The 18,679-nt window shown below is 69.9% G+C and carries 15 protein-coding genes; 5 read left to right on the plus strand and 10 right to left on the minus strand.

Annotation, left to right across the window (positions count from 1 at the left end):
* Positions 1–28: 28 nt before the first annotated feature.
* A complete protein-coding gene (locus ACGFI9_RS09270) occupies positions 29–1,609 on the minus strand; it encodes a TIGR02677 family protein (protein ID WP_393176755.1) in 1,581 nt (526 codons plus the stop codon).
* Between the two features lie 468 nt (positions 1,610–2,077).
* Between ACGFI9_RS09270 and ACGFI9_RS09275 the strand changes: the two genes are divergently transcribed.
* Together ACGFI9_RS09275 and ACGFI9_RS09280 are read left to right on the plus strand one after the other, a co-directional pair.
* Complete coding sequence (locus ACGFI9_RS09275; protein WP_393176757.1) at positions 2,078–2,254, plus strand: hypothetical protein; 177 nt, start codon at positions 2,078–2,080, stop codon at positions 2,252–2,254.
* Between the two features lie 191 nt (positions 2,255–2,445).
* Positions 2,446–3,057, plus strand: a complete 612-nt coding sequence (locus tag ACGFI9_RS09280) for an SMI1/KNR4 family protein (protein ID WP_393176759.1) — start codon at positions 2,446–2,448, stop codon at positions 3,055–3,057.
* Positions 3,058–3,248: 191 nt separating this feature from the next.
* Here the strand turns inward: ACGFI9_RS09280 and ACGFI9_RS09285 are convergent, their stop codons facing one another.
* The gene (locus tag ACGFI9_RS09285) at positions 3,249–3,635 is read right to left on the minus strand and encodes an aldehyde dehydrogenase family protein (RefSeq protein ID WP_393176762.1); all 387 of its coding nucleotides are present in this window, start codon (positions 3,633–3,635) and stop codon (positions 3,249–3,251) included.
* On the opposite strand from ACGFI9_RS09285, the gene ACGFI9_RS09290 reads away from it, so the two are divergent.
* On the plus strand, positions 3,634–4,032 hold the full coding sequence (locus tag ACGFI9_RS09290) for a RidA family protein (protein ID WP_393176765.1): 399 nt from the start codon (positions 3,634–3,636) through the stop codon (positions 4,030–4,032). The genes ACGFI9_RS09285 and ACGFI9_RS09290 overlap by 2 nt on opposite strands.
* A gap of 256 nt (positions 4,033–4,288) precedes the next feature.
* Here ACGFI9_RS09290 and ACGFI9_RS09295 read toward each other — a convergent pair whose 3' ends face one another.
* Positions 4,289–4,573 carry a hypothetical protein gene (locus ACGFI9_RS09295; RefSeq protein WP_393176767.1) on the minus strand — a complete coding sequence of 95 codons (285 nt, stop codon included), beginning with the start codon at positions 4,571–4,573 and terminating at the stop codon, positions 4,289–4,291.
* Between the two features lie 136 nt (positions 4,574–4,709).
* On the opposite strand from ACGFI9_RS09295, the gene ACGFI9_RS09300 reads away from it, so the two are divergent.
* Positions 4,710–5,723 (plus strand): LysR family transcriptional regulator, encoded by a 1,014-nt coding sequence (locus tag ACGFI9_RS09300; RefSeq protein WP_393176770.1) that lies wholly within the window; start codon positions 4,710–4,712, stop codon positions 5,721–5,723.
* Here the strand turns inward: ACGFI9_RS09300 and ACGFI9_RS09305 are convergent.
* From ACGFI9_RS09305 to ACGFI9_RS09325, 5 genes are read right to left on the minus strand one after another with little or no spacing between them, the layout of a single operon-like run.
* Complete coding sequence (locus ACGFI9_RS09305) at positions 5,606–6,388, minus strand: serine hydrolase (protein ID WP_393176772.1); 783 nt, start codon at positions 6,386–6,388, stop codon at positions 5,606–5,608. The genes ACGFI9_RS09300 and ACGFI9_RS09305 overlap by 118 nt on opposite strands.
* Positions 6,385–8,007, minus strand: a complete 1,623-nt coding sequence (locus ACGFI9_RS09310; protein WP_393176775.1) for an amidohydrolase family protein — start codon at positions 8,005–8,007, stop codon at positions 6,385–6,387. Before ACGFI9_RS09310 ends, ACGFI9_RS09305 begins: the two co-directional genes overlap by 4 nt.
* Positions 8,007–8,771, minus strand: a complete 765-nt coding sequence (locus tag ACGFI9_RS09315) for an amino acid ABC transporter ATP-binding protein (protein ID WP_393176777.1) — start codon at positions 8,769–8,771, stop codon at positions 8,007–8,009. Before ACGFI9_RS09315 ends, ACGFI9_RS09310 begins: the two co-directional genes overlap by 1 nt.
* Positions 8,768–9,715 (minus strand): amino acid ABC transporter permease, encoded by a 948-nt coding sequence (locus ACGFI9_RS09320; RefSeq protein ID WP_393176779.1) that lies wholly within the window; start codon positions 9,713–9,715, stop codon positions 8,768–8,770. Before ACGFI9_RS09320 ends, ACGFI9_RS09315 begins: the two co-directional genes overlap by 4 nt.
* A gap of 8 nt (positions 9,716–9,723) precedes the next feature.
* Positions 9,724–10,611 (minus strand): ABC transporter substrate-binding protein, encoded by an 888-nt coding sequence (locus ACGFI9_RS09325; protein WP_393176781.1) that lies wholly within the window; start codon positions 10,609–10,611, stop codon positions 9,724–9,726.
* 97 nt (positions 10,612–10,708) lie between these two features.
* On the opposite strand from ACGFI9_RS09325, the gene ACGFI9_RS09330 reads away from it, so the two are divergent.
* A complete protein-coding gene (locus ACGFI9_RS09330) occupies positions 10,709–10,960 on the plus strand; it encodes a hypothetical protein (protein ID WP_393176784.1) in 252 nt (83 codons plus the stop codon).
* 673 nt (positions 10,961–11,633) lie between these two features.
* Here ACGFI9_RS09330 and ACGFI9_RS09335 read toward each other — a convergent pair.
* Complete coding sequence (locus tag ACGFI9_RS09335; protein WP_393176786.1) at positions 11,634–11,897, minus strand: YrhB domain-containing protein; 264 nt, start codon at positions 11,895–11,897, stop codon at positions 11,634–11,636.
* A gap of 2 nt (positions 11,898–11,899) precedes the next feature.
* Positions 11,900–18,490 (minus strand): RHS repeat-associated core domain-containing protein, encoded by a 6,591-nt coding sequence (locus ACGFI9_RS09340; RefSeq protein WP_393176789.1) that lies wholly within the window; start codon positions 18,488–18,490, stop codon positions 11,900–11,902.
* Positions 18,491–18,679 lie beyond the last annotated feature (189 nt).

The following is an 18,679-nucleotide window of genomic DNA, read 5'->3' on the forward strand; positions in this document are numbered from 1 at the left end:
GCCGCCCGCGTCGCCTCGCCGAGCCCGCTCATGCGCTCGCCTCCGCACCCGCCCGGCCGACGGTGGATGATCCTGGCGAGCGAGCTTCGCTGATCGACACCAGCAGGTCCGGGGCGGACAGCACACCGTGCGGTGTACGCAGCACGGCTCGTTGGGCGGTGTCGGCGTCGGCGAGGGTCACGACAAGGCGGCCGTCAGCGGTCGCCGCCTGTCGAACGCCGTCGCGGTGCGGGGCGGACAGCGCCCGTGACAGCAGCTCCAGCAAACGGGCGAAGCTACCGGGATCAAGCTGCGCGAACGCTGACAGCCGCACCGGCCCGGCGGTGGCCAGCTGCGCCCACGCCCGCTCCAGCTCCACCCGTTCAGCAACCACCCGCTCGCGGCGCAGCCGACGCACCTGTGCGGTGTCACGGACCCGGGCCGTGCGGGCGACCTTGTCCACCTGGCCGCTGGTGCGCAGCAGCGGCGACACCGGCACCGCCGGGGCGTCCCACCATGAGGTGGTGGCCGACACGGCGGTCGGGTCATCGGGGGTGAGGTGGGTATGCCGGGCGGGCCACAGCCCGAACGCGGCCGACCACAGCTCGTGAGCGGCATCGTCGGAGTCGCTGGCGGCGAACCAGCGAGCCAGGGCACGGAAGTCAGCGGCGGTGCTGGTGCCCCGCCGCCGGCTGTCGGTCAGCCGCTCCAAGGCCCGCATCAGCGTGACGATCGCGCGTCGTGCCACGTCGGCGAGCTGATCGATACGGGGGCTGGTGCCATCGGCGGGTTGGAACCACGCGCACAGGCCGTCCCATCGGGCGGCCCGCTGCTCCAGCCAGCGGGGTGCGGGGTCGTCGCCGCCGGGCAGCGCCGGCAGGTCGGCGCCGTGCAGCGCCCGATGGTGCAGGACGGTGACGCCGCGCTGGTGGAGGCGGGTCACCGCGTCGCCGATCGCGTGCCGCCGTGAGTCAAGGTTCGTGACGAACTCCGACAGATAGGCGATGGTGGCCTGCTTGACCTCGGCGAACGTGGCCGGATCGGCGCCTTCGGCCCGCAGCAGCCGCTGCAACTGCCCGTTGAACTGCTTGGTGCTGGCCCGCAGGCCGGCGAGGTGCCCCTCCAACTCCATCAGCGCCGCATAGATACGCCGGTCAGGGCTGGCGTCGGCGGTGAGCAGGTCGAGCAGCTCACCGAGCCGGTCAAGGATCGCGTCCAGGACCGCCGTCTGCAGCGCACCAGTCGAGGACAGGTGCTGCACCGCATGCAGCACCCCCTCGTAGGCAGCTTCCCCCTTGCGGCTGAGCGAGTAGTGCAGGTTACGGCGCTCGTACTCGGCCGCCGACGCGTAGTGGGCGGTGTGGTTCTGCGTCCGCTCGATCAGCCCGTACTTGTGCAACGCCCCGAGCGTGTAGTCCAAAGAGCTGTCGGCGACCGGCTCGTACCAGCCGATACCTGGCAACGCGGCGAGGATCTCGTCGAAGGTCAGCGCGGCGACCAGCCGCTCGTGTGCGTCACCGAAGACCTGCATCACCGCGGTGTGCAGGTCCGCCCGATCGGTGGTGGTGAAGGCGAACATGTCCGCCGGTATCTGGCGGAACGCCGGCCGCGAGCGCGGATCGTCAACCACGTGCCCTCCCGTGCTGCTCGCGACTGGGACGCCTCAGGCTACCGGGCGGCACCGACACCTCATGGCGGCAGCTACATACGGCCGTCGGCAGGTTGGGCGCGGCAGTCTACAGCACCAGGTGGCTTTCGCTGAGTGCTGCTGACACAGCCGCCGTGGTTGTGGTGCGGTGCCGTGGCCAACGGTGGCCGCGCATGGTGCCGTTATAGACACCGCAGCCTGCGGAGGCCGAATGCGACATCGAAGCGTACGCGGCGTCCTGGGGTCAGCGGCGGGGCGGTATGGACTTCGTGGTCGGCGCGGAGCAGGCACGGCCGGCATGCGAGAGTGTGGGCCGGGTAGAGGTCGACGGCTGACCGCACCACCCCTTGAGCAGGGAGGCACTCGGCCGATGTTCAACCGACCGGCGGTCCCGGGCAATGTCGTCGCGACAATGTCGACGCCGCCGAGCTGCGGAACGCGCTGAACCGCGTGGGTCTGGTCGACCATGTCGTGCGGCCCGCGCGGTCCGACGACATCACCGAGGGCGGGGTGCTCGTGTTCGCCGCGCGGGTTGAAGGCGCCTGCGTGCTCGGCTACGTGCTTCCCTCAAGAGCGGCGGCCGGCGTAGCTGGGACGCTGCCCGATGGCACGTGCTTGTCCGTCTGAGCAGTCTCGACGCCGATGGGCCGCAACTGTCATGTGTCAGTGCGATCGGATGAGAGGTGTCCTGAGATAAGGCCGGCCACGGCCAATAGCTCCGAGAACCGCAGAGGGAGTTGCTCGTTTGCGACTGACACTTGGCGTTTAACTGTCGCCGCTGTGGCAGGTGGCCTGGTTCGGCGACCGGAAGGGTGATTATGGCGGGTGCAGATCGTGCGAGGGTCGCGGCGGCCGCGATAGGTCGCATCGACACGTGGCTTCGACAGCACGCGCCTCGGGCCCGCGCGGCTCTACGACCGCCGGCGTCTGAGCCCGACCTCGTGGCGGCGCAGGAGGCGGTCGACCAGCCACTGCCGCCGGGCCTGCGGGCCTGGTGGTTGTACGCCGACGGGGCGCATTTTGGCCTTCGGGCCGACGGCGGGTGGCTTATCCCGCCAGGCTTCGTGCCTTACCCGATCGCTGAAGCGTTGAAGAGTCGCCACTTGTGGATGGACGTCGCTCGGAAGGTCGCACCGCTCGACCAGTGGGACGACTTCCTGGATTCGGAGAACAACCGTCCAGCCGGAACGGTTTGCGAGACCTGGCTGCCTGCCTGGTTGCCCCTCGCCACGAACCACGGCGGCGGGAATCTATTCGTGGACCTGCGGAGCGGCCCAAAGCACGGCTGCGTGATGGAGTTTTATCGGGACAGTGGCGCATTGGCCCAGCCAGCATGGGCAGACGTGGCGGACATGCTTGACGACATTTCCGACCGACTGGAAGAAAACGAGGCGGAACTCGATGACTTAGGTCGGATCGACTGGCCGTGATGCCACCATCGCCCAGCTGCGATCTCGCAGCCCCGAGATGCCTCCCTGGACCCGGAGAGCCCCCGCAGGAGGCGCAGTAGCCGCAACCCGCGACCGCCGCCAGCTCGCCGACGCGGCCGGCGTCCGCTCCCCTACGTCGCGCGGGCTCGGGGCCACGCGACCCGGCCGGATGCCGGCCCACCACCCACCGGTCAACGGTCTGTCGTTCTGCGGCGGCCCACCGGGCTTCCCCGCTCTCCGCGCCAGTCGCCGGGCATAGGCGTGACGGCCGCAGAGCGACAGCGGCAGCGGGCGGCGCGGCCCAGGCGGCGGCGCGTGCGGCCCGTCATCCGACCTCGGGCGGCCCGGCGGACTCGGTAAGACCCTGGCTGGCCCCGACTGCTGCGGTTACTGTCGGCGTTGCTGTCGAACGGCCGATGCTCTCGCCGGGTTATGCGGAGACCACGCCGCATGTCGGAAGTGAACACGTACGCGGCGGGGCCATACTCCGTCGAGTTCGCGATCGCCAGCGCCTCCTGTTCGTTCGAGAACGAATTCGGTCGTATCGCGGGCGGCGGGCGTGACACAGTCGGCGCCATGTCTGTGGAACTGATCCGCGCCAGCCGCCTGACCGATGCTGTCCCCTATGCCTACGCCTCGGTGGTCTCCGCCGGTGCCCGGCTTGTGCACACCGCCGGCGCGTGTCCGATCGACGAGCACGACCGGGTTGTGGCGCTCGGTGACGTCGCCGGGCAGGCCCGACAGGTCATGGACAATCTTGAAGTGGCGCTGCAGGCGGCAGGGGCTGCGCTGACAGACGTCGTGCGCACGACCGTCTACGTCGCGAGCACCGAACAGGCGGATCTCGTCACAGCCTGGGACGTAGTGCGCGCCCGGTTCGGCGACCACGACGCGCCGAGCACACTGCTCGGCGTCACGGTGCTCGGCTACAGGGGCCAGCTCGTCGAGGTCGACGCCGTTGCCGTCGTCCCGTGAGGTCCGCCCCAACCGCGCGGCGGTGCGACGGCCGCCGCGCCCCGGCCGGCTGCCGGCCCGCGAACCTCAACCATCCTCGGGCGCTGCCGTCTGCGACGGACGCACCGCGTACGCCGGCACCGAGTGGACCTGGCGGCCAGAAGGGTGCCGATCCTCACCTGAGGCTGCGGCATGTGCGCCTGCGTCGACTGCCGCAATGACAAGAAGCCGTGCTCCTCATCGAGTCCAACCTCGACGACCCCGGATCGACAAACAGTCAGCCGGCGGGCAGGATAGCGTCTCCGCTGACAAAGGCCAGCCGCGGCTGGCTGCCCGTCCCCTCGTAGGGTGGGAGACTGCCACCATGCGGTCGCCAGAGCACCGCCACCCGTGGTCGGAGGCCTTCCGCCGCGGCCGCATCTGACCCCACGTGTTCCTCGTCGCCGACGCCGCCGCAGGACAGGTCGGCCAGGTGATGGCCGCCCTCGGCCTGGCGCAGGCAAACGGTGCCGTTCAGCGCCACTGGCAGCCTGCCGGGGCGGAGGGCGACGTCGAAGCACATGCGGCCTCCTGCCGGTCCAGCGGCCGGGCTTATGGGCCGTCGTGGCTGGCGCGGAGCTGACACGGCCGGCATGCGAGAGTGTGGGCCGGGTGGAGGTCGACGGCTGACCACCCGTGAGCAGGGAGGCAGTCCGCCGATGTTCAACACCGCACGCCTGCAGGTCGTCCTGGAGATCGCCCGGCACGGCACGATTGTCGCCGCCGCGGAGCGGCTTCAGCTGACCCCGTCCGCGGTCTCCCACCAGCTCGCCACGCTGGAGCAGGAGGCCGGGGTGGCGCTGGTGGATCGGGGGCCGCGCAGTCTGCGGCTCACGGTCGCGGGCCAGCGCCTAGCGGACTACGCGCAGCAGATCGTCGATCTGATGTCGGCGGCCCGCGACGAGCTGTCCGCACACGGCGAGGGCCGCCGGGGACTGCTGCGGATCGGGTTCTTCGCCACCGCCGGCACGGAGCTGCTGCCGCGTGCGCTGTCGAGCTTCAGCCGGGACCATCCGCAGGTCGAGCTGGCGCTGATCCTGGGGCAGCCGCACGAACTGCTACCCCGCCTCCATCAGGGTGAGCTGGACCTGGTGGTGGTGTTCGACCATCCGCTGAGTCCGGCGCAGGCGTCGCCGTACGCGAAGGTCGAGCCACTGATGGTGGACCCGCAGCTGGTGGTGCTTCCCGCCGATCATCCACTCGCCCGGCGGCGGCGGCTTCGGCTCGCGGACCTCGCTGCCGAGCCGTGGATCACCACCCTCGGCGTGCAGGGCGAGGTGTCGGTGTTGGAGCTGGCAGCGCGAGCGGAGGGCTTTCCGCCGCGGATCCGCTGCCGCAGTGACCACTACGAGGTGGTGCTGGGCCTGGTTCGGGCCGGTGTCGGGGTGGCGCTGGTGCCGTCGCTCGGCCTGCGCAACCCGGGCGGGGTGGCGGTGCGGCAGCTCGCCCACGCCAGTCTGTACCGGGAGATCGGCGTGGCGCTGCGTCCCGGCAACCCCAATCCGGTGGTTGGCAGGTTCGTCGAGCGGCTGACCGACGCGGCGGCGACGCTCAGTCAGGAGCTGTCGGAGCGGTGGGGTCCGGCGAGCCGGTCGACCGCGGCGCCCCAGCGCCGCAGCTCGGCCACGGCGGCTCGCTCGGCGCCGGGCGCGAACGCGGAGATCACGGCGTAGACGACGGTGTGCCGGCCGGACACGATGCCGGTGTCGGCGCGTACCCCGGTGTCGGTGCCGGTCTTGTTCTCCACCCGGACTCCGTCGCTCGACCAGGGGTCGTGGCCGATGGAGTCGGCGACCATGGTGCGGTCGGTGTTGCCGGCGAGCCAGCCGCGCAGCAGCTGGCACGCCCGCGGGCTCTGCCAGGTCCCCTGCGCCACCTCGGTGAGGAAGGCGCACAGTTCGCGGGCGGTGCCGGTGGCGAAGGTCGCAGGTAGGCCGGGGCCGCGCTCGGCTCGAATCCGGTCGTGCACGGTGGTGTCCCGCAGCCCGGCCCGGCGGGCCAGGTCCCGTACGGCGTCCAGGGTCACCAGCCGCAGCAGGGCGTTGGTAGCGGCGTTGTCGCTGACCGCGGCGACGGCCGTGGCCAGGTCGGCGACCGTCCACCGCTGGGGCGACAGCTGGCCGATCAGGCCGGTGCCGCCGACCTCCCGGTCTGCGTCGAGCAACTCGACCGGCTGGCCCGCGGCGAGCGTCCCGTCGGCGAGTCGGCGGGCGACCTCGCCGAGGAGCAGCACCTTGCCGACGCTGGCCAGCGGCAGGACCAGGTCGGGGTCGGTCGAGAGGGTGCGGCCGTCGTCCAGCCGCCGCACCATCGCCCCGACCCGCACCGCCGGGCTCATCGCCGCCCTGGCACGGCGGGCCGCCGATCCGGTACGGCCAGCACCCGGCCCGGCCGCGCGTCGGTGACCGCACCGCCGTCCACGACGACCCGGCCGCCGACCAGCACGCACCGCACTCCATGTGGCGGGGCCAGCGGGTCGTCGTAGGTGGCGCCGTCGGCGACCCGCTGCGGGTCGAGGACCACCAGGTCCGCGGCGTACCCGTCAGCGAGCAGCCCGCGGTCGCGGAGGCCGAAGCGGTGGGCGGGCATCGCCGTCATCTTGTGCACCGCCTGCGCCAGATCCAGCAGTCCCATGTCGCGGACGTAGTGGCCGAGCACGCGGGCGAAGCTGCCCGCCCACCGCGGGTGGGGTCGGCCCCCCTTCGGTACGCCGTCTGAGCAGATCATGGTCAGCGGGCTGGCAAGCACGCGGCGTACGTCGTCCTCGTGCATGGAGTGGCTGAGGATGGTGACGTCGCCGTGTTCGGCGGTGAGCAGGTCGCAGGCGTAGTCGACGGGGTCGACGCCGCGTGTGGCGGCCAGGTCGGCGATGGTGTGCCCCTGGGCGTCGGGGTTGTTCGGGGCGGAGGCGACGCGGATCAGGTCCCAGCCGCCGTTGCCGACGGTGTTCTCCCAGCCTGGCAGGCCGGCGACCAGGTCGTGGCGGATCTGGTCGCGGGTCTTCGGGTCGGTGGCGGCGGTGAGCATCGCCGGTACCCCGTCGGCGATCAGCCATGGCGGCAGCATCGCGTGCAGGGCGGTGCTGCCGGCCGTGTACGGGTAGACGTCGCAGGTGACGTCCAGCCCGTCGGCGCGCGCCCGTTCGAGCCGGGCGAGGGTGCGGACGGTCGCGCCCCAGGCGCGCCGCCCGGCGGTCTTGTGGTGGGAGACCTGCAGCGCCGCCCCTGCCGCGGTGGCGATCTCGATGGCCTCCTCGAGCGCCGATTCGACCTGGGACATCTCGTCGCGCAGGTGTGTCACGTACGGCTTGCCGTGTGCGGCCGCCACCCGTGCGAGGGCGATCACCTCGTCGGTGCCCGCGTTGACGCCCGGGGAGTAGATCAGGCCGGTCGACAGCCCGGCCGCGCCCGCGGTGAGTGCCTCGTCGAGCAGGTGGCACATCTGCCGGGTTTCCGCAGGGGTGGCCCGCCGCTGGCCGAAGCCGACCACCGCGGCTCGCAGTGTGCCGTGGCCGACGAGGGCGGCGAGATGGTTGCGCCGGGCGGCGCCCTGCGCGTCGGCGAACTCGGCGAACGACGCGTAGGCCGACGCGGGTGGGCCGAAGGTCGCGGCGATCAACTCCCGCACCGGTTCGGTGCGCTGGGGCGGGACCGGGAAGGGGCTGATGCCGCAGTTGCCGCAGATCTCCGTGGTGACGCCTTGCAGCAGCGGCGCACGGCGCAGCACCTCCCGCTGCTCGTCGTCGCCGGCGAGCAGGTCGGAGTGGGTGTGCACATCGATGAAGCCCGGCGCGACGACCAGCCCGGCCGCGTCGATGACCTCGGCGGCGGGAGTGCGACCGCCCGGTGGCAGCAGCACAAGCCGCCCGTCGCGGGCGCCCACGTCGCCCGGGCGGGCCGGCGAGCCGGTGCCGTCGATCACCTCGCCGCCGGTGATCAGCACGTCGAGCCGCGCCATCAGAGCACCTTGGACAGGAACGCGCGGGTACGGTCGTGCCGCGGTGCGGCGAGCACCTGCCGGGGCGGCCCCTGCTCGACGATCAGGCCCTCGTCCATGAAGACGAGGTGGTCGCCGACCTCCCGGGCGAAGCCCATCTCGTGGGTCACCACGATCATGGTCATCCCGCTCGACGCGAGGTCCTTCATCACCTCCAGCACCTCGCCGACCAGTTCCGGGTCGAGCGCCGAGGTCGGCTCGTCGAAGAGCATCAGCTTCGGCGACATGGCCAGCGAGCGGGCGATGGCGACCCGCTGTTGCTGGCCGCCGGACAGGTGCGCCGGGTAGTGGTGGGCGCGGTCGGCCAGTCCGACCCGGTCGAGCAGGTCAGCGGCGCGCCGCCGCGCGTCGGCTGCCGGGACGCCCTTCACCGCGACCAGGCCCTCCATCACGTTCTCCAGCGCGGTGCGGTGCGGGAACAGATGGAAACGCTGGAAGACCATGCCGATCGACTCGCGCTGGCGGCGCAGTCGCGTGTCCGGCAGCGGCCGCAGCCGGCCGCCGCGCTCCTCGTATCCGATCAGCTCGCCGTCGACGTAGACCCGACCCGCCTGCGGCTCCTCAAGGTGGTTGAGGCAACGCAGCAGGGTCGACTTGCCGGAGCCGGAAGGGCCGACCACGCAGACCACCCGTCCGCGCTCGATGGTCAGGTCGATGCCGCGCAGCACCTCCAGCCGCCCGAAGCTCTTGCGCAGGGAGCGGCACTCCACCATCGGCGGGGTCATCGCGCGCTCCCGGTGAAGCGCAGGTTGCGGGCGATCCGCCCGCGCAGGGCCCCCGGCGCGGTGGCGCCGAAGCCGCGGCTGAACCGGCGTTCCAGGTAGTACTGGCCGATGCTGGCGACGGTGGTCAGAACCAGGTACCACAGGGACGCGACGATCAGCAGGGCGATCACCTCGAAGTTGGTCAGGTAGAGCCGCTGGGTGACGGTGAGCAGGTCGGCGCCGGCGATCACCGACACGAGCGAGGTGGTCTTGAGCATGGAGATGAACTGGTTGCCGGTCGGCGGGACGATGATCCGCATCGCCTGGGGCAGCACCACCCGCCTCATGATCTTCATGCGGGACATGCCCAACGCCGCCGCAGCCTCCTGCTGGCCAGGGTCGACCGAGCGCAGGCCGGCCCGAACGATCTCACTCATGTAGGCGCCCTCGTTGATGCTGAGCCCGAGCAGCGCCGCGACGAATCCAGTGACCAGGGTGTTCGTCTCCCAGGTCACCAGCTTCGGGCCACCGAACGGCACGCCCAGCCCGATCTCCGGGAAGATCAGCGCGATGTTGAACCAGAAGATCAGCTGCACCAGCAGCGGCGTGCCACGGAAGAACCAGACGTACGCCATGGCGCCCGCCCGCAGGATACGACTGTCGGAGACCTGCATCAGCGCCACGACTACGCCGAGCACCACCCCGATCGCCATGGACACGACCGTGAGCTGGACGGTGACCCAGAGCCCTTCCACGATGACCCGGTCGAACTGGTACTTGACGACGATGTCCCAGTGCAGGTTCGGGTTGATCGCGACGGTCCAGACCAACCAGGCCAGGACCAGGGCGGTCGCCCCGGCGGCCACCCAGCGCCCCGGTCGCAGCGGATGGCTGATCCGGTTCACCTCCGGCGTCACCGGGCCGGCGGGCCCGGCCGAAGCCGGGCCCGGGACGGTCGCATCCACCGGTGTACTCACTTCTGGTCGTTGACCGTCGCGGTCTTCACACCGCTGCCCTGCACGCCCCACTTCTCCAGGATCTTGGCGTACTCGCCCGCCTCGATCAGCTCCTGCAGGGCCCGCTGGACGGCGTCACGCAGCTGGCTGTCCTTCTTGTCGATCGCGATGCCCCACGGACCGGCCTCATACTGGGCCTCCAGCACCTCGTACTTGCCGCTCTGCTGGGCCAGCATCTTGGCCACCGGGTAGTCCACGATGGTGGCCACCGCGCGCCCGGCGTCGATCTGCAGCAGGCCGGTCGGGGCGTCCTCGCTCTGCGAGATGGTCATCTTCTTGGCGCACGAAGCGTTCTGCTTCTCGCCGATGGCGAGGTTGGAACTCCCCTTCGCGAGCACCACGGCCCGGCCGCACAGGTCCGCCAGGTCCTTCACCCCGGCCGGGTTGCCCTTCGCCACCATGATCGCACCGCCGGCCTGGAAGTAGTCGACGAAGTCGACGGCCTTACGGCGCTCCTCGGTGTCGCTCATCGAGGACATCGCCAGGTCCCAGCGGTCGGCCTGCAGACCCGGGATCAGGCCCGGGAAGCTCGCATTGGTCATCTCCAGCTTCAGGCCGAGCCGCCCGGCGATCGCCGCCGCCAACTCCGGGTCGACGCCGATCAGCTCTTGGGTCCCCTCCTTGTACATCTCCATCGGCGGGTAGCCCTCAGCGGTGGCGACCCGCAGGACGCCCTTCTCCTTGATGGCCGCCGGAACCATGTCGGCGGCCTTGGCGCCGGCCGCGACTGAGGCGGGGGCACCGGCCTGCGGCGTCTGACCGCTGGTCGAGCGTCCGCAGCCAGCGACGGCGAGCGAGAGTGCGGCGAGACCGACGACAATGCGAAGCGCACGCTTCCTGACCACCGGAAACCTCCTGCCTGAGACGATGGCGGGGACCCTATCCGGGATCGGTCAGCATGAACAGCCCGAATGCTTTGCGGGGTGAGCATCGAAATCATCGATGCTCAACCGGAAGCCCTTCCAGCGCTCCTGGCAGACCAAGTGCGAAAAGGCAAGGGTCACGCCGATCACCGTCGACGACGCCAGGCGCACCTGCGCGACACTCCTAGCCGACCTCGACGTCCATCCGAGAGTCGCCATGCAGGTCCTCCGGCACGCCCGCTTCTCCGTGACCATGGAGATCTACACCCAGGTGTCGTCCAAGGCCACGCGCGAAGCGCTCAAGCGCCTCGGGTGCCGGGCAGCCTCATAGCGCGAGCTGACCGTAGCGAGCGGTTGCATCATCACCCTTCGAAGACGTCCCGCGGCGGCCGCCGCCGGTTCCTGCACCAAGCCTTGGTGCTGGAGATGGTCTTCGAGCTAATCTTCCGCCTCGCCCCGCGCCGCCGGGTCGTGAGATCGAAGCATCTGCAACAGCCTTGGCACGTCCGAGGCCAGTCCGTATGGCCCTTGCAGCGATTCCCAGCCGACGGCGCGCAGGTAGTCATTCACGGCCGGCAAAGTAGCAGCAGGGACCGACCGCCAGGCTGGTCGAGAACCGCCAGCCGTGCCCGCGCCGGTGGGTCGTCACTCCCCCGCTGACCGTTGCTGCAAAAAACCTGCCCTACGCCAGCAGAAAGGCCACCTCCCGAACCCGGGAAGTGGCCTTTGACCTGCGTGGGCGATACTGGATCGAACCAGTGACCTCTTCGGTGTGAAACGGGACGCCGCGCCCCACGGTGGCCTGCGGAAACGCAGGACTGCAGGTGAGCCCGGGTGCCGTTGAGTGCTGTTCAGTACCGTTGGGTGCAGTTGCTTGCCGTCCAGCGTGCCCGGCTGCTCGCCACCTGCCATCGGAAAGTGGGGCGGACGCGGCAGTGGCTGCGTCAATGCGATCGCATCAACGCAGCCACCGTTGCAAGTGACGCCTAGCGAGGGACGAGCTCCTACAGATCGCGAAGTTGTTCCTCCACAGGGGTGGCGGAGCTCGCCAAGAACGGCTCACCGCCGCTCTTCGGAACCACGACGGGTCCGTTACCGACAAGCGAAGCCATGAAGTCCCCTTGCCAAAAGCGGCGAGTGTTATAGCCGAAAACCCAGGCGTTAGGGTACTCCGAGCATGAGCCGATTACAATCTCGAGCGCGTGGTTTTTGCGCATACTCGAGTCCAAGTAGTTCTGGGCCGCCTCATAGGCGTCTTGAAAGATCATCGCTAGTTCGTCCTCACAAAACCATAGAAGTTGAACCCATTCCAGTTGGCGCCCTTGCCGGTCTGAAAGTCGGGGAAGTTGACGCGCCCACGCTGTACGACCGCGTTCCAGACATGCGCCGTTCCGTCCGAGCGCGCTCCGTACACAATTCCTCTGGCGCCATTACCTGCCCTAAGCAATTGCCTCTCGATAGCACTCCGACCGCTGACTTGGTACATCGTCCGACCAGCGTAGTTGGCGATCGTCTGAAGCCCGTCCTTGAAGGGTTCATCGGGGTTCAACTTGATCGCAGAGGAAGGTGCGCCGCCAAGCGTTCTGTCTCCGGCAATGGCGCACGAGACGCAGTTGTTCTTGCCGCCCACAGCGTTGACTGCCGATCCGGGGTTTGCGGCTCCACCGCCGCCTGCCGCAGCGCCGGCGAGGCTGGAGCGCATCCCCGCCATGGCCATCTGGCCGGCGGCCTTCAAACCCATCCCGGATGTGATGGCTACCCCGGCGCCGAAAGCGGCGGCACCCAGAAGGGCGCCACCAGCCCCCATCGCCGCGCCTACCAGCCCGTCCATCAGGGCTTCACCGGCCAGTTGCCCCCAGCTCTCCTCGTCGGCGTCGAGGCCGTTGGTGACGAGGGAGCCGACGGCGCCGCCGACGAATCCGCCGATCGCCGCACAGCCGACGGCGCCGACGCCCCAGCTGGCCGCCGTGCAGGCGCCGCCCACGATGACGCCTGCGGCGATGCCGGCGACGGCGCCGACCGCACCGGCGTGGCGGCACCAGAAGCTGGCCTGGCACTCGCGCTGCTTCCGCTCGGCCTCCTGGCGCTGTCTGGCCGCGGCCTCCTGACGCTGGCGTGCCTGCTCGGCGGCCACGATGTCCTCGCGCGTCGGCGGCCGGTCGGACCGGTTGTACTCCGGCGACCCGTAGGCGTTCTCCATGTTCTGCTGGGAGTGCTTCGACGGCGGCGGCCCGTCCCACTGCGCGTCGAACGGGTTACGACCGGTGGGGTCGCTCAGCGTGATGGGCGAGTTGTTGGCGTACGAGTAGGCGTTCCACTGCTGCGGGTCGGACAGGTCCATCACCGGGTCCACCGAGATGAACCGCCCGAGCATTTGGTCGTACTGCCGGGCACCGATGTTGACCAGGTTGGTCGGATCGACGTCGCCGCCGACGAAGCCCTTGCCGTTGACCCAGACGGTGTTCGGGTCACGGGACACGCCGTAGGGCGTCTGGCGACGGATGGTCAGGTTCTGCGTGCCGGCATTGATGGCGATCTGCTGCGTGCCCTGGTGATCGTCGAACAGCCAGGTCAGGTCGGTGATCGCCGAGCCGCCCTTGCGGCTGGCGCAGGTGACGCCGCCGAAGTTGTAGTAGCGGGTACCGGTGTTCACACTGCCTTCGCGGCGGATCTCCTGCCCGGGGAGGTACAGGGTGGTACCGGTGGCGTCCCGGCGGATGAGCCGGACGCCGTCGGCGTCGTAGATGTTGGTCTCGATGGTGTTTCCCGCGCTGCTGACGCCGGTGAGCTTGCCCTCGGCGTCCCAGGTCAGGGTCTGGCTGCCCGTCTTCGCGGTGCCGCAGTCGTTCGCGGCGGTACCCGACGGCCGGCAGGTCGTGTTGCCGGTCGCGTCGTAGTCGTACTTGGCGACCACCGTCGACTGCCCGGGGGCGTCCGTGGTCAGCTGGGTGACGGCGTGCGGCCGGGTGACGTTCTGGCCACCGTCCGGCACCAGGTAACTGCGGGTGGTGTCCCCGGCGCCGGCGTGACTGGTCTCGACACGTCGGCTACCGGTGTCGTCAAGGGTCCAGTCCTGCCAGTACGGCGCCGGCCCGCCCAGGTTGCCGACGACCGGGTCCGTGTCGCAGGAAACGTCGGCCGTCGGGGTCCAGGCGCTCTTCAGCCGTCCCAGGGCGTCGTCGCGGAAGCACTGGACGTCCGCCTGGCCCACCTGCGGGGTGTCGGCGATCGACGTGATGTTGCCGGCCGCCTTGTAGGAGTAGCTGCGGTCGGAGACCGTGCCCGCGACGGTTTCCCGCTCGACGGTGGTGCGGGTGACACGCCGGGTGGCGTCGTCCCGCCAGACCACATCCTGCGTGTAGACCCCGCCGGGCATCTTGTAGATCGACCCCTTGCGCTCACCGTAGGCGGTGAAGGTCGAGGTCGCCATGGTGCCCGCGAAGCCGGTCAGGCTGGTGTCGAGACGGGTCGGCATACCGGTCGTGGCGTCGTAGTCGGTGGTCAACTGCTCGGTGACCAGCCCGCCGCCGGCCGGGTAGGAGATCGATGTGGGCGCGCCGGTGAACTGGGAGTAGCCGTAGGCGTAGACATAGGTCGCGTTGAGACCGGTCTCGACCGGGGGGATGACGTAGTTGACGCCGGTGGGTTGGTAGCGATCGTTGAAGTTGCGGACCTGCCACTTGTAGGCGCTCGCCGTGCCGGCCGAGTCGTATTCGTAGCGGATGCTCTGGGTCAGCTGACCTCGGAACCCGCCCTGCCCGCTGTAGAGGGTGTCGTACTTCCACTCGGCGCGCAGGCGTCCGGTTGCCGAGTCGTCGCGGAGCTGGGTCTTGCGGCCCAGCTGGTCGTAGACGTACCACAGCGTCTCGCCGCGCGCGTCGACGGTCTTCTGGAGCGTGTCGTCCTCGTAGAAGGTGCTGGTGGTGGTGCCCTTGTCCGGGTCGGTGGTCCGCCACAGGCGGCCCTTGACGTCGTACTCGTTGACCCACTCGTTGCCGGCCGAGTCGATGGTCTTCGTCGCCTGCCCCTTGCGGTTGAAGGCGTACGTCGTCTCCAGGTAGGCGCCGTTGACCCCGGCGGTCGTGGTGTGCTGCCGCAGCGCAACGGTGCGGCCCTCGATGTCGGTCACCGTGGTGATGGGCGTGCCGCCGTCCGGCGGCGTGACCTTGGTCAGGTCACCCTCGTAACTGGTGACCGTGCGCCACTTCTCGACCAGGTTGGTGACGTTGTCGCCGGCGAGGAAGATGCCGTTCGTGGGGCGGGACGCCTGGTCGAAGACGACCTTGGACACCGCAGGCAGGGACCATTCCGGTTCCCACCACAGCGTCCCCGAGGGCGCCCCGGTCTCGGCGTGGGCGGCGTAATTCGCCGCCGCGCGTCCGTACTCGTCGTAGATGGTGTCGGTGACCACCCGGTCGCCGCTGCCGCCCAGCGACAGCGACTGGGTCTGCCGCGGGCGCAGCAGCCCGTCGAGGATCTGGTACGAGGTCAGGTAGTTGCCGTCGGGGTTCAGGCTGCGAGAAGTCACGTACGGGTAGTTGTTCCGGCCCGACGCGAAGGTGTAGGTGTAGTCGGCCGATGGCTGGGTCGGGTTCGTCGCTCGGGTCCAGCCCTGCGTCCACACCTTCGCGACCCGGCCGAGGGCGTCGTACTCCGCCTCGGAGGTGATCTTGTTGTTCGGGTCGGTGGCCTTGGTGGTGGCACCCCAGTACGGGTTCATGTCCACCGTCGACTGCCAGTTCAGGGGGTTGGTGGTGGTGACCTTGGTGACCGGCCCGCCCACCGCCGGCGTGAACGCGGTCGTGGTGACGTTGCCGTTGACGTCGGTCGTGCTCAGCTGGCGGCCGGCGCTGTCGTAGCTGGCCTGGGAGGTCGTCTGCCACACCGTTCCGGTGCTGGGCGTCCAGTCCTTGAGCTGCTCGGTCTTGGTGCTGGCGCCGAACGTCGGCGTCGCGTCGACGCTGGTCGCGCTGTCGTAGTAGGTGCGGGCGTCGGAGATGACGTCATCGACGCTGGTCGGGCTGGTGCCGCAGGCCAGGGCGGTGGTGGTGGTCTGCTTGACCAGTTGGGTGAGGTTCTTGGCCAGGTTGCGGTTGTAGGTGTAGGTGATGCACTTCTCGTCACCGGTCTTCGAGACGTCGCCGTCGTCCTGCGACCAGTTGAGCGTGCCGTACGTGTTGTCGAAGCTGGTCCGACCGCGGGAGGTGCGCCAACCGCGGGAGCCGTCCACGCCCAGGGCGGTGGCGGCGTAGGTGGCCTGGGTGTTGACGTATCGCGCCTCCACCGTGTCGCCGTTGATGGTGCGGCTGGCGGTGGCGCTGGAGCGCCACGGCACGTTCACCGTCTTCGACACCGGCTTGGACTCGACGCCGTTGTAGACGACCTGCTCGCGGACCTGGCCGGCGAACTGGTCCTCGTCGTAGACGGTCTCGGAGCCCAGCGACGCGGGCACCGTCACGTTGCGGGTGCCGCCCGTCGGGCTCAGCTTGTCTCCGTGCATGCCGCGCATGAAGGTGGTGACGGCGAGCGTCTGCGGGTTCCCGTCGTCACCCACCCGTGTCTGCACTTCGGCGTAGCCGCGCCACTGTCCCCACGTCTTGCGGTCCGGCCTGGTGAGGCCGTCGTCGTCGTCGAAGTGCCAGGCCGGGGAGCCGACGTAGTCGTACCAGGTGTGCTTGCTCGGCGACTGGTGCCCGTCGGCCAGCTGGACGTCGTCCTCGGCGACGTGCGTGACGACGTACTTGTGCCACCACTCGGTGACCAGCTTCTGGCCGGTCGGGTCGGCCGGGTCCGGCACCTTGACCGGATAGCAGCGCCTCGTGTTCGACTCCGGGGCCAACGCGTCTACGATCGCCGCCGTGCACTCGGGCAGCGAGTAGTCCACCTTGATCTGGGCGCCGGTCTCGGTGACGATGCTGGACATCCGCAGCCAGTTGTCGGTGGTGCCGTGCTCGGTGTAGACGCGGTTCGGCAGCGACTCCGCCCCGAACGTCACCGGCGGCAGGTTGATCGTCCCGCCCACCAGACCGGCGTGGTCGATCCGGTCCAGCCACAGCCCGGCATAGGTGGAGTCAGCCGTCGCCGAGAACGTGTGCGTCAGCGTCCACGACTCGACCGGCTGCCATGCGGCTGTCGGCTTGGTGGTGTCCCACACCTGCGTGGTGATGGTCTTCAGCCGCTTGGTCGTCCAGAAAGTCGGCGAGTACTGCTGCGGACAGGTCGTGCCCTTGCACTCCTGGTCCCACGGGGTGTCCACCCAGCTGGCCTTCACCGGGGCGGCCTCGGTGCCGCAGTTGGAGAAGCAGCGCATGTCGGTGTCGAAGACCACCTGCGCGTACGGGTTGACGTTGCGCTCGGTGACACCGTGCGTCGCCGACGTCCGGTCGTACGTGCCGTAGTCGATGCGCTTCAGGTAGCCGGCCCGGTCATACGTGACGACGTCGGAGTCGGTGCTGTTGCGGGCGTACTTGTTGGTCTCTTTGCCGTACCAGAACGACATCGTGTTGCCGCGCACGTCCACGACGTAGTCGAGATTCCACCGCCACGCCTGCACACAGTCCGACCCGGCGAACGTGCTCTTGTGGCACGGCTCGCTGGTGTGGTTGCCGAACACCGGCACCGTGAGAGTGGAATTGGTCCCGGTCGTCTCGCCCGGCAGATTGTGCAGACCGAAGAAGTACTGCGTGCCGTCGGTCGTGGTGACCTTCCAGTACTCGCCCACGTCACCGTAGGCGGGATCGCCGGAGTCGCCGTTGGTGGCACCGGTCAGCTTCTCGATCTTCGAGCCGTCCTCGGCGCGCGAGTGCCAACCCTTCCCCGCCTGGAATACCAGCTCACCGCCCCGCCCGTTGAGGCTCATGGTGGCGTTGTCGGAGCGCCAGCACTGGTCACCGCTGCTCGCGGTGTTCGTCGCCCCGTTCTTCAGGTCGTCCGCGCAGGGCACGTAGCGGCGCTCGATGTAACCGGGCGTGTAGTCGAAGCCCTCGCCGATCCACGACGGCTGGTTGTTGGTGGCCTCCGAGCGGCCGTCCACGGCGGAGGACGAATAGTTCAGGGCGATCGTCGGGGCCGGGCCGGTCGCCGGCGGCATCCGCAGCGGGTAGTTCCACGAGAAGTCACCGGCACTGCCGCCGCTCGACCAGGTGGACGAGGGAGCGAGGCTGGTCGCCCCGAAGTCACCGTCGGACCCGGAGGACGCGGCGGTCAGCATCAGCAGGGAGCGCGACCCCACCGCGGTGTCGGACGTGACGCTCACCTCGGCGGTGGCGACCCCGGCGCCGGTGTCGTTGGCGGTGCGCAGCGGGACCGACCGGCAGGCCGGGCCGGCCGGGGTGGTCAGGGCACACTCCGGCACCTGCCACAGCCGCAGGCGCGACGCCCACGATCCGCCGGCCGCGTACCGGAAGGCGTCGTAGTCGACCGACACCTTCGCCGCTCCGGTCGGTGCGCCCTGCGGCACGGTCAGCTTCAGGACCAGGCCGTCGCGCCACGCCTGCGGCAGGCTCGCGCGGTCCACGACCTTCACGTCGAGCTGGGAGAGCCGCTCACCGGCCTTGCCGGCGCCACGGTCCACCCACACCGGCAGCGAGCCAGCCTTCACGCCTCGACTCTTCGCCGCACGGGCGCCGGCCGGCGCGAGGTCGACGCGGGCGGTCGCCGCCGCGGGCCACTCGGGGGCCGGCGTGGGCGAGGGCTTCACCCGGTTCTGCTTCCAGGCCTTACCCCCGGCCACCGGACCGCCGTCGTGGTCCAACTTCTCCACCGGTGGCTTCGACGGCCGGCGAGCGGGGGCCGCCTGCGCCGGCACGTAGGGCACCAGTGACAGCACCAGGGACGCGACCACCGAGCCGACCAACGTCAACCGCCGACGATTCGTACCGAGAAGACTTCGGCGTGCCCGCCGTAAGCCGCGCACAGACCGTGCCGACATGAGCTGTTCCTCTCCGACAAACCACTACAAAAAGGGTGAAGTTCGGCAGGAGTTACCGGTCGTAGCCGGACCGGGCCCTGCAGGGGTGGCTCCTGCTCGGCCCGGTGGGAGCCGGACCGA

Origin of the sequence: Micromonospora sp. NPDC048930 (assembly GCF_043197935.1) — a bacterium.
Classification (GTDB): domain Bacteria; phylum Actinomycetota; class Actinomycetes; order Mycobacteriales; family Micromonosporaceae; genus Micromonospora.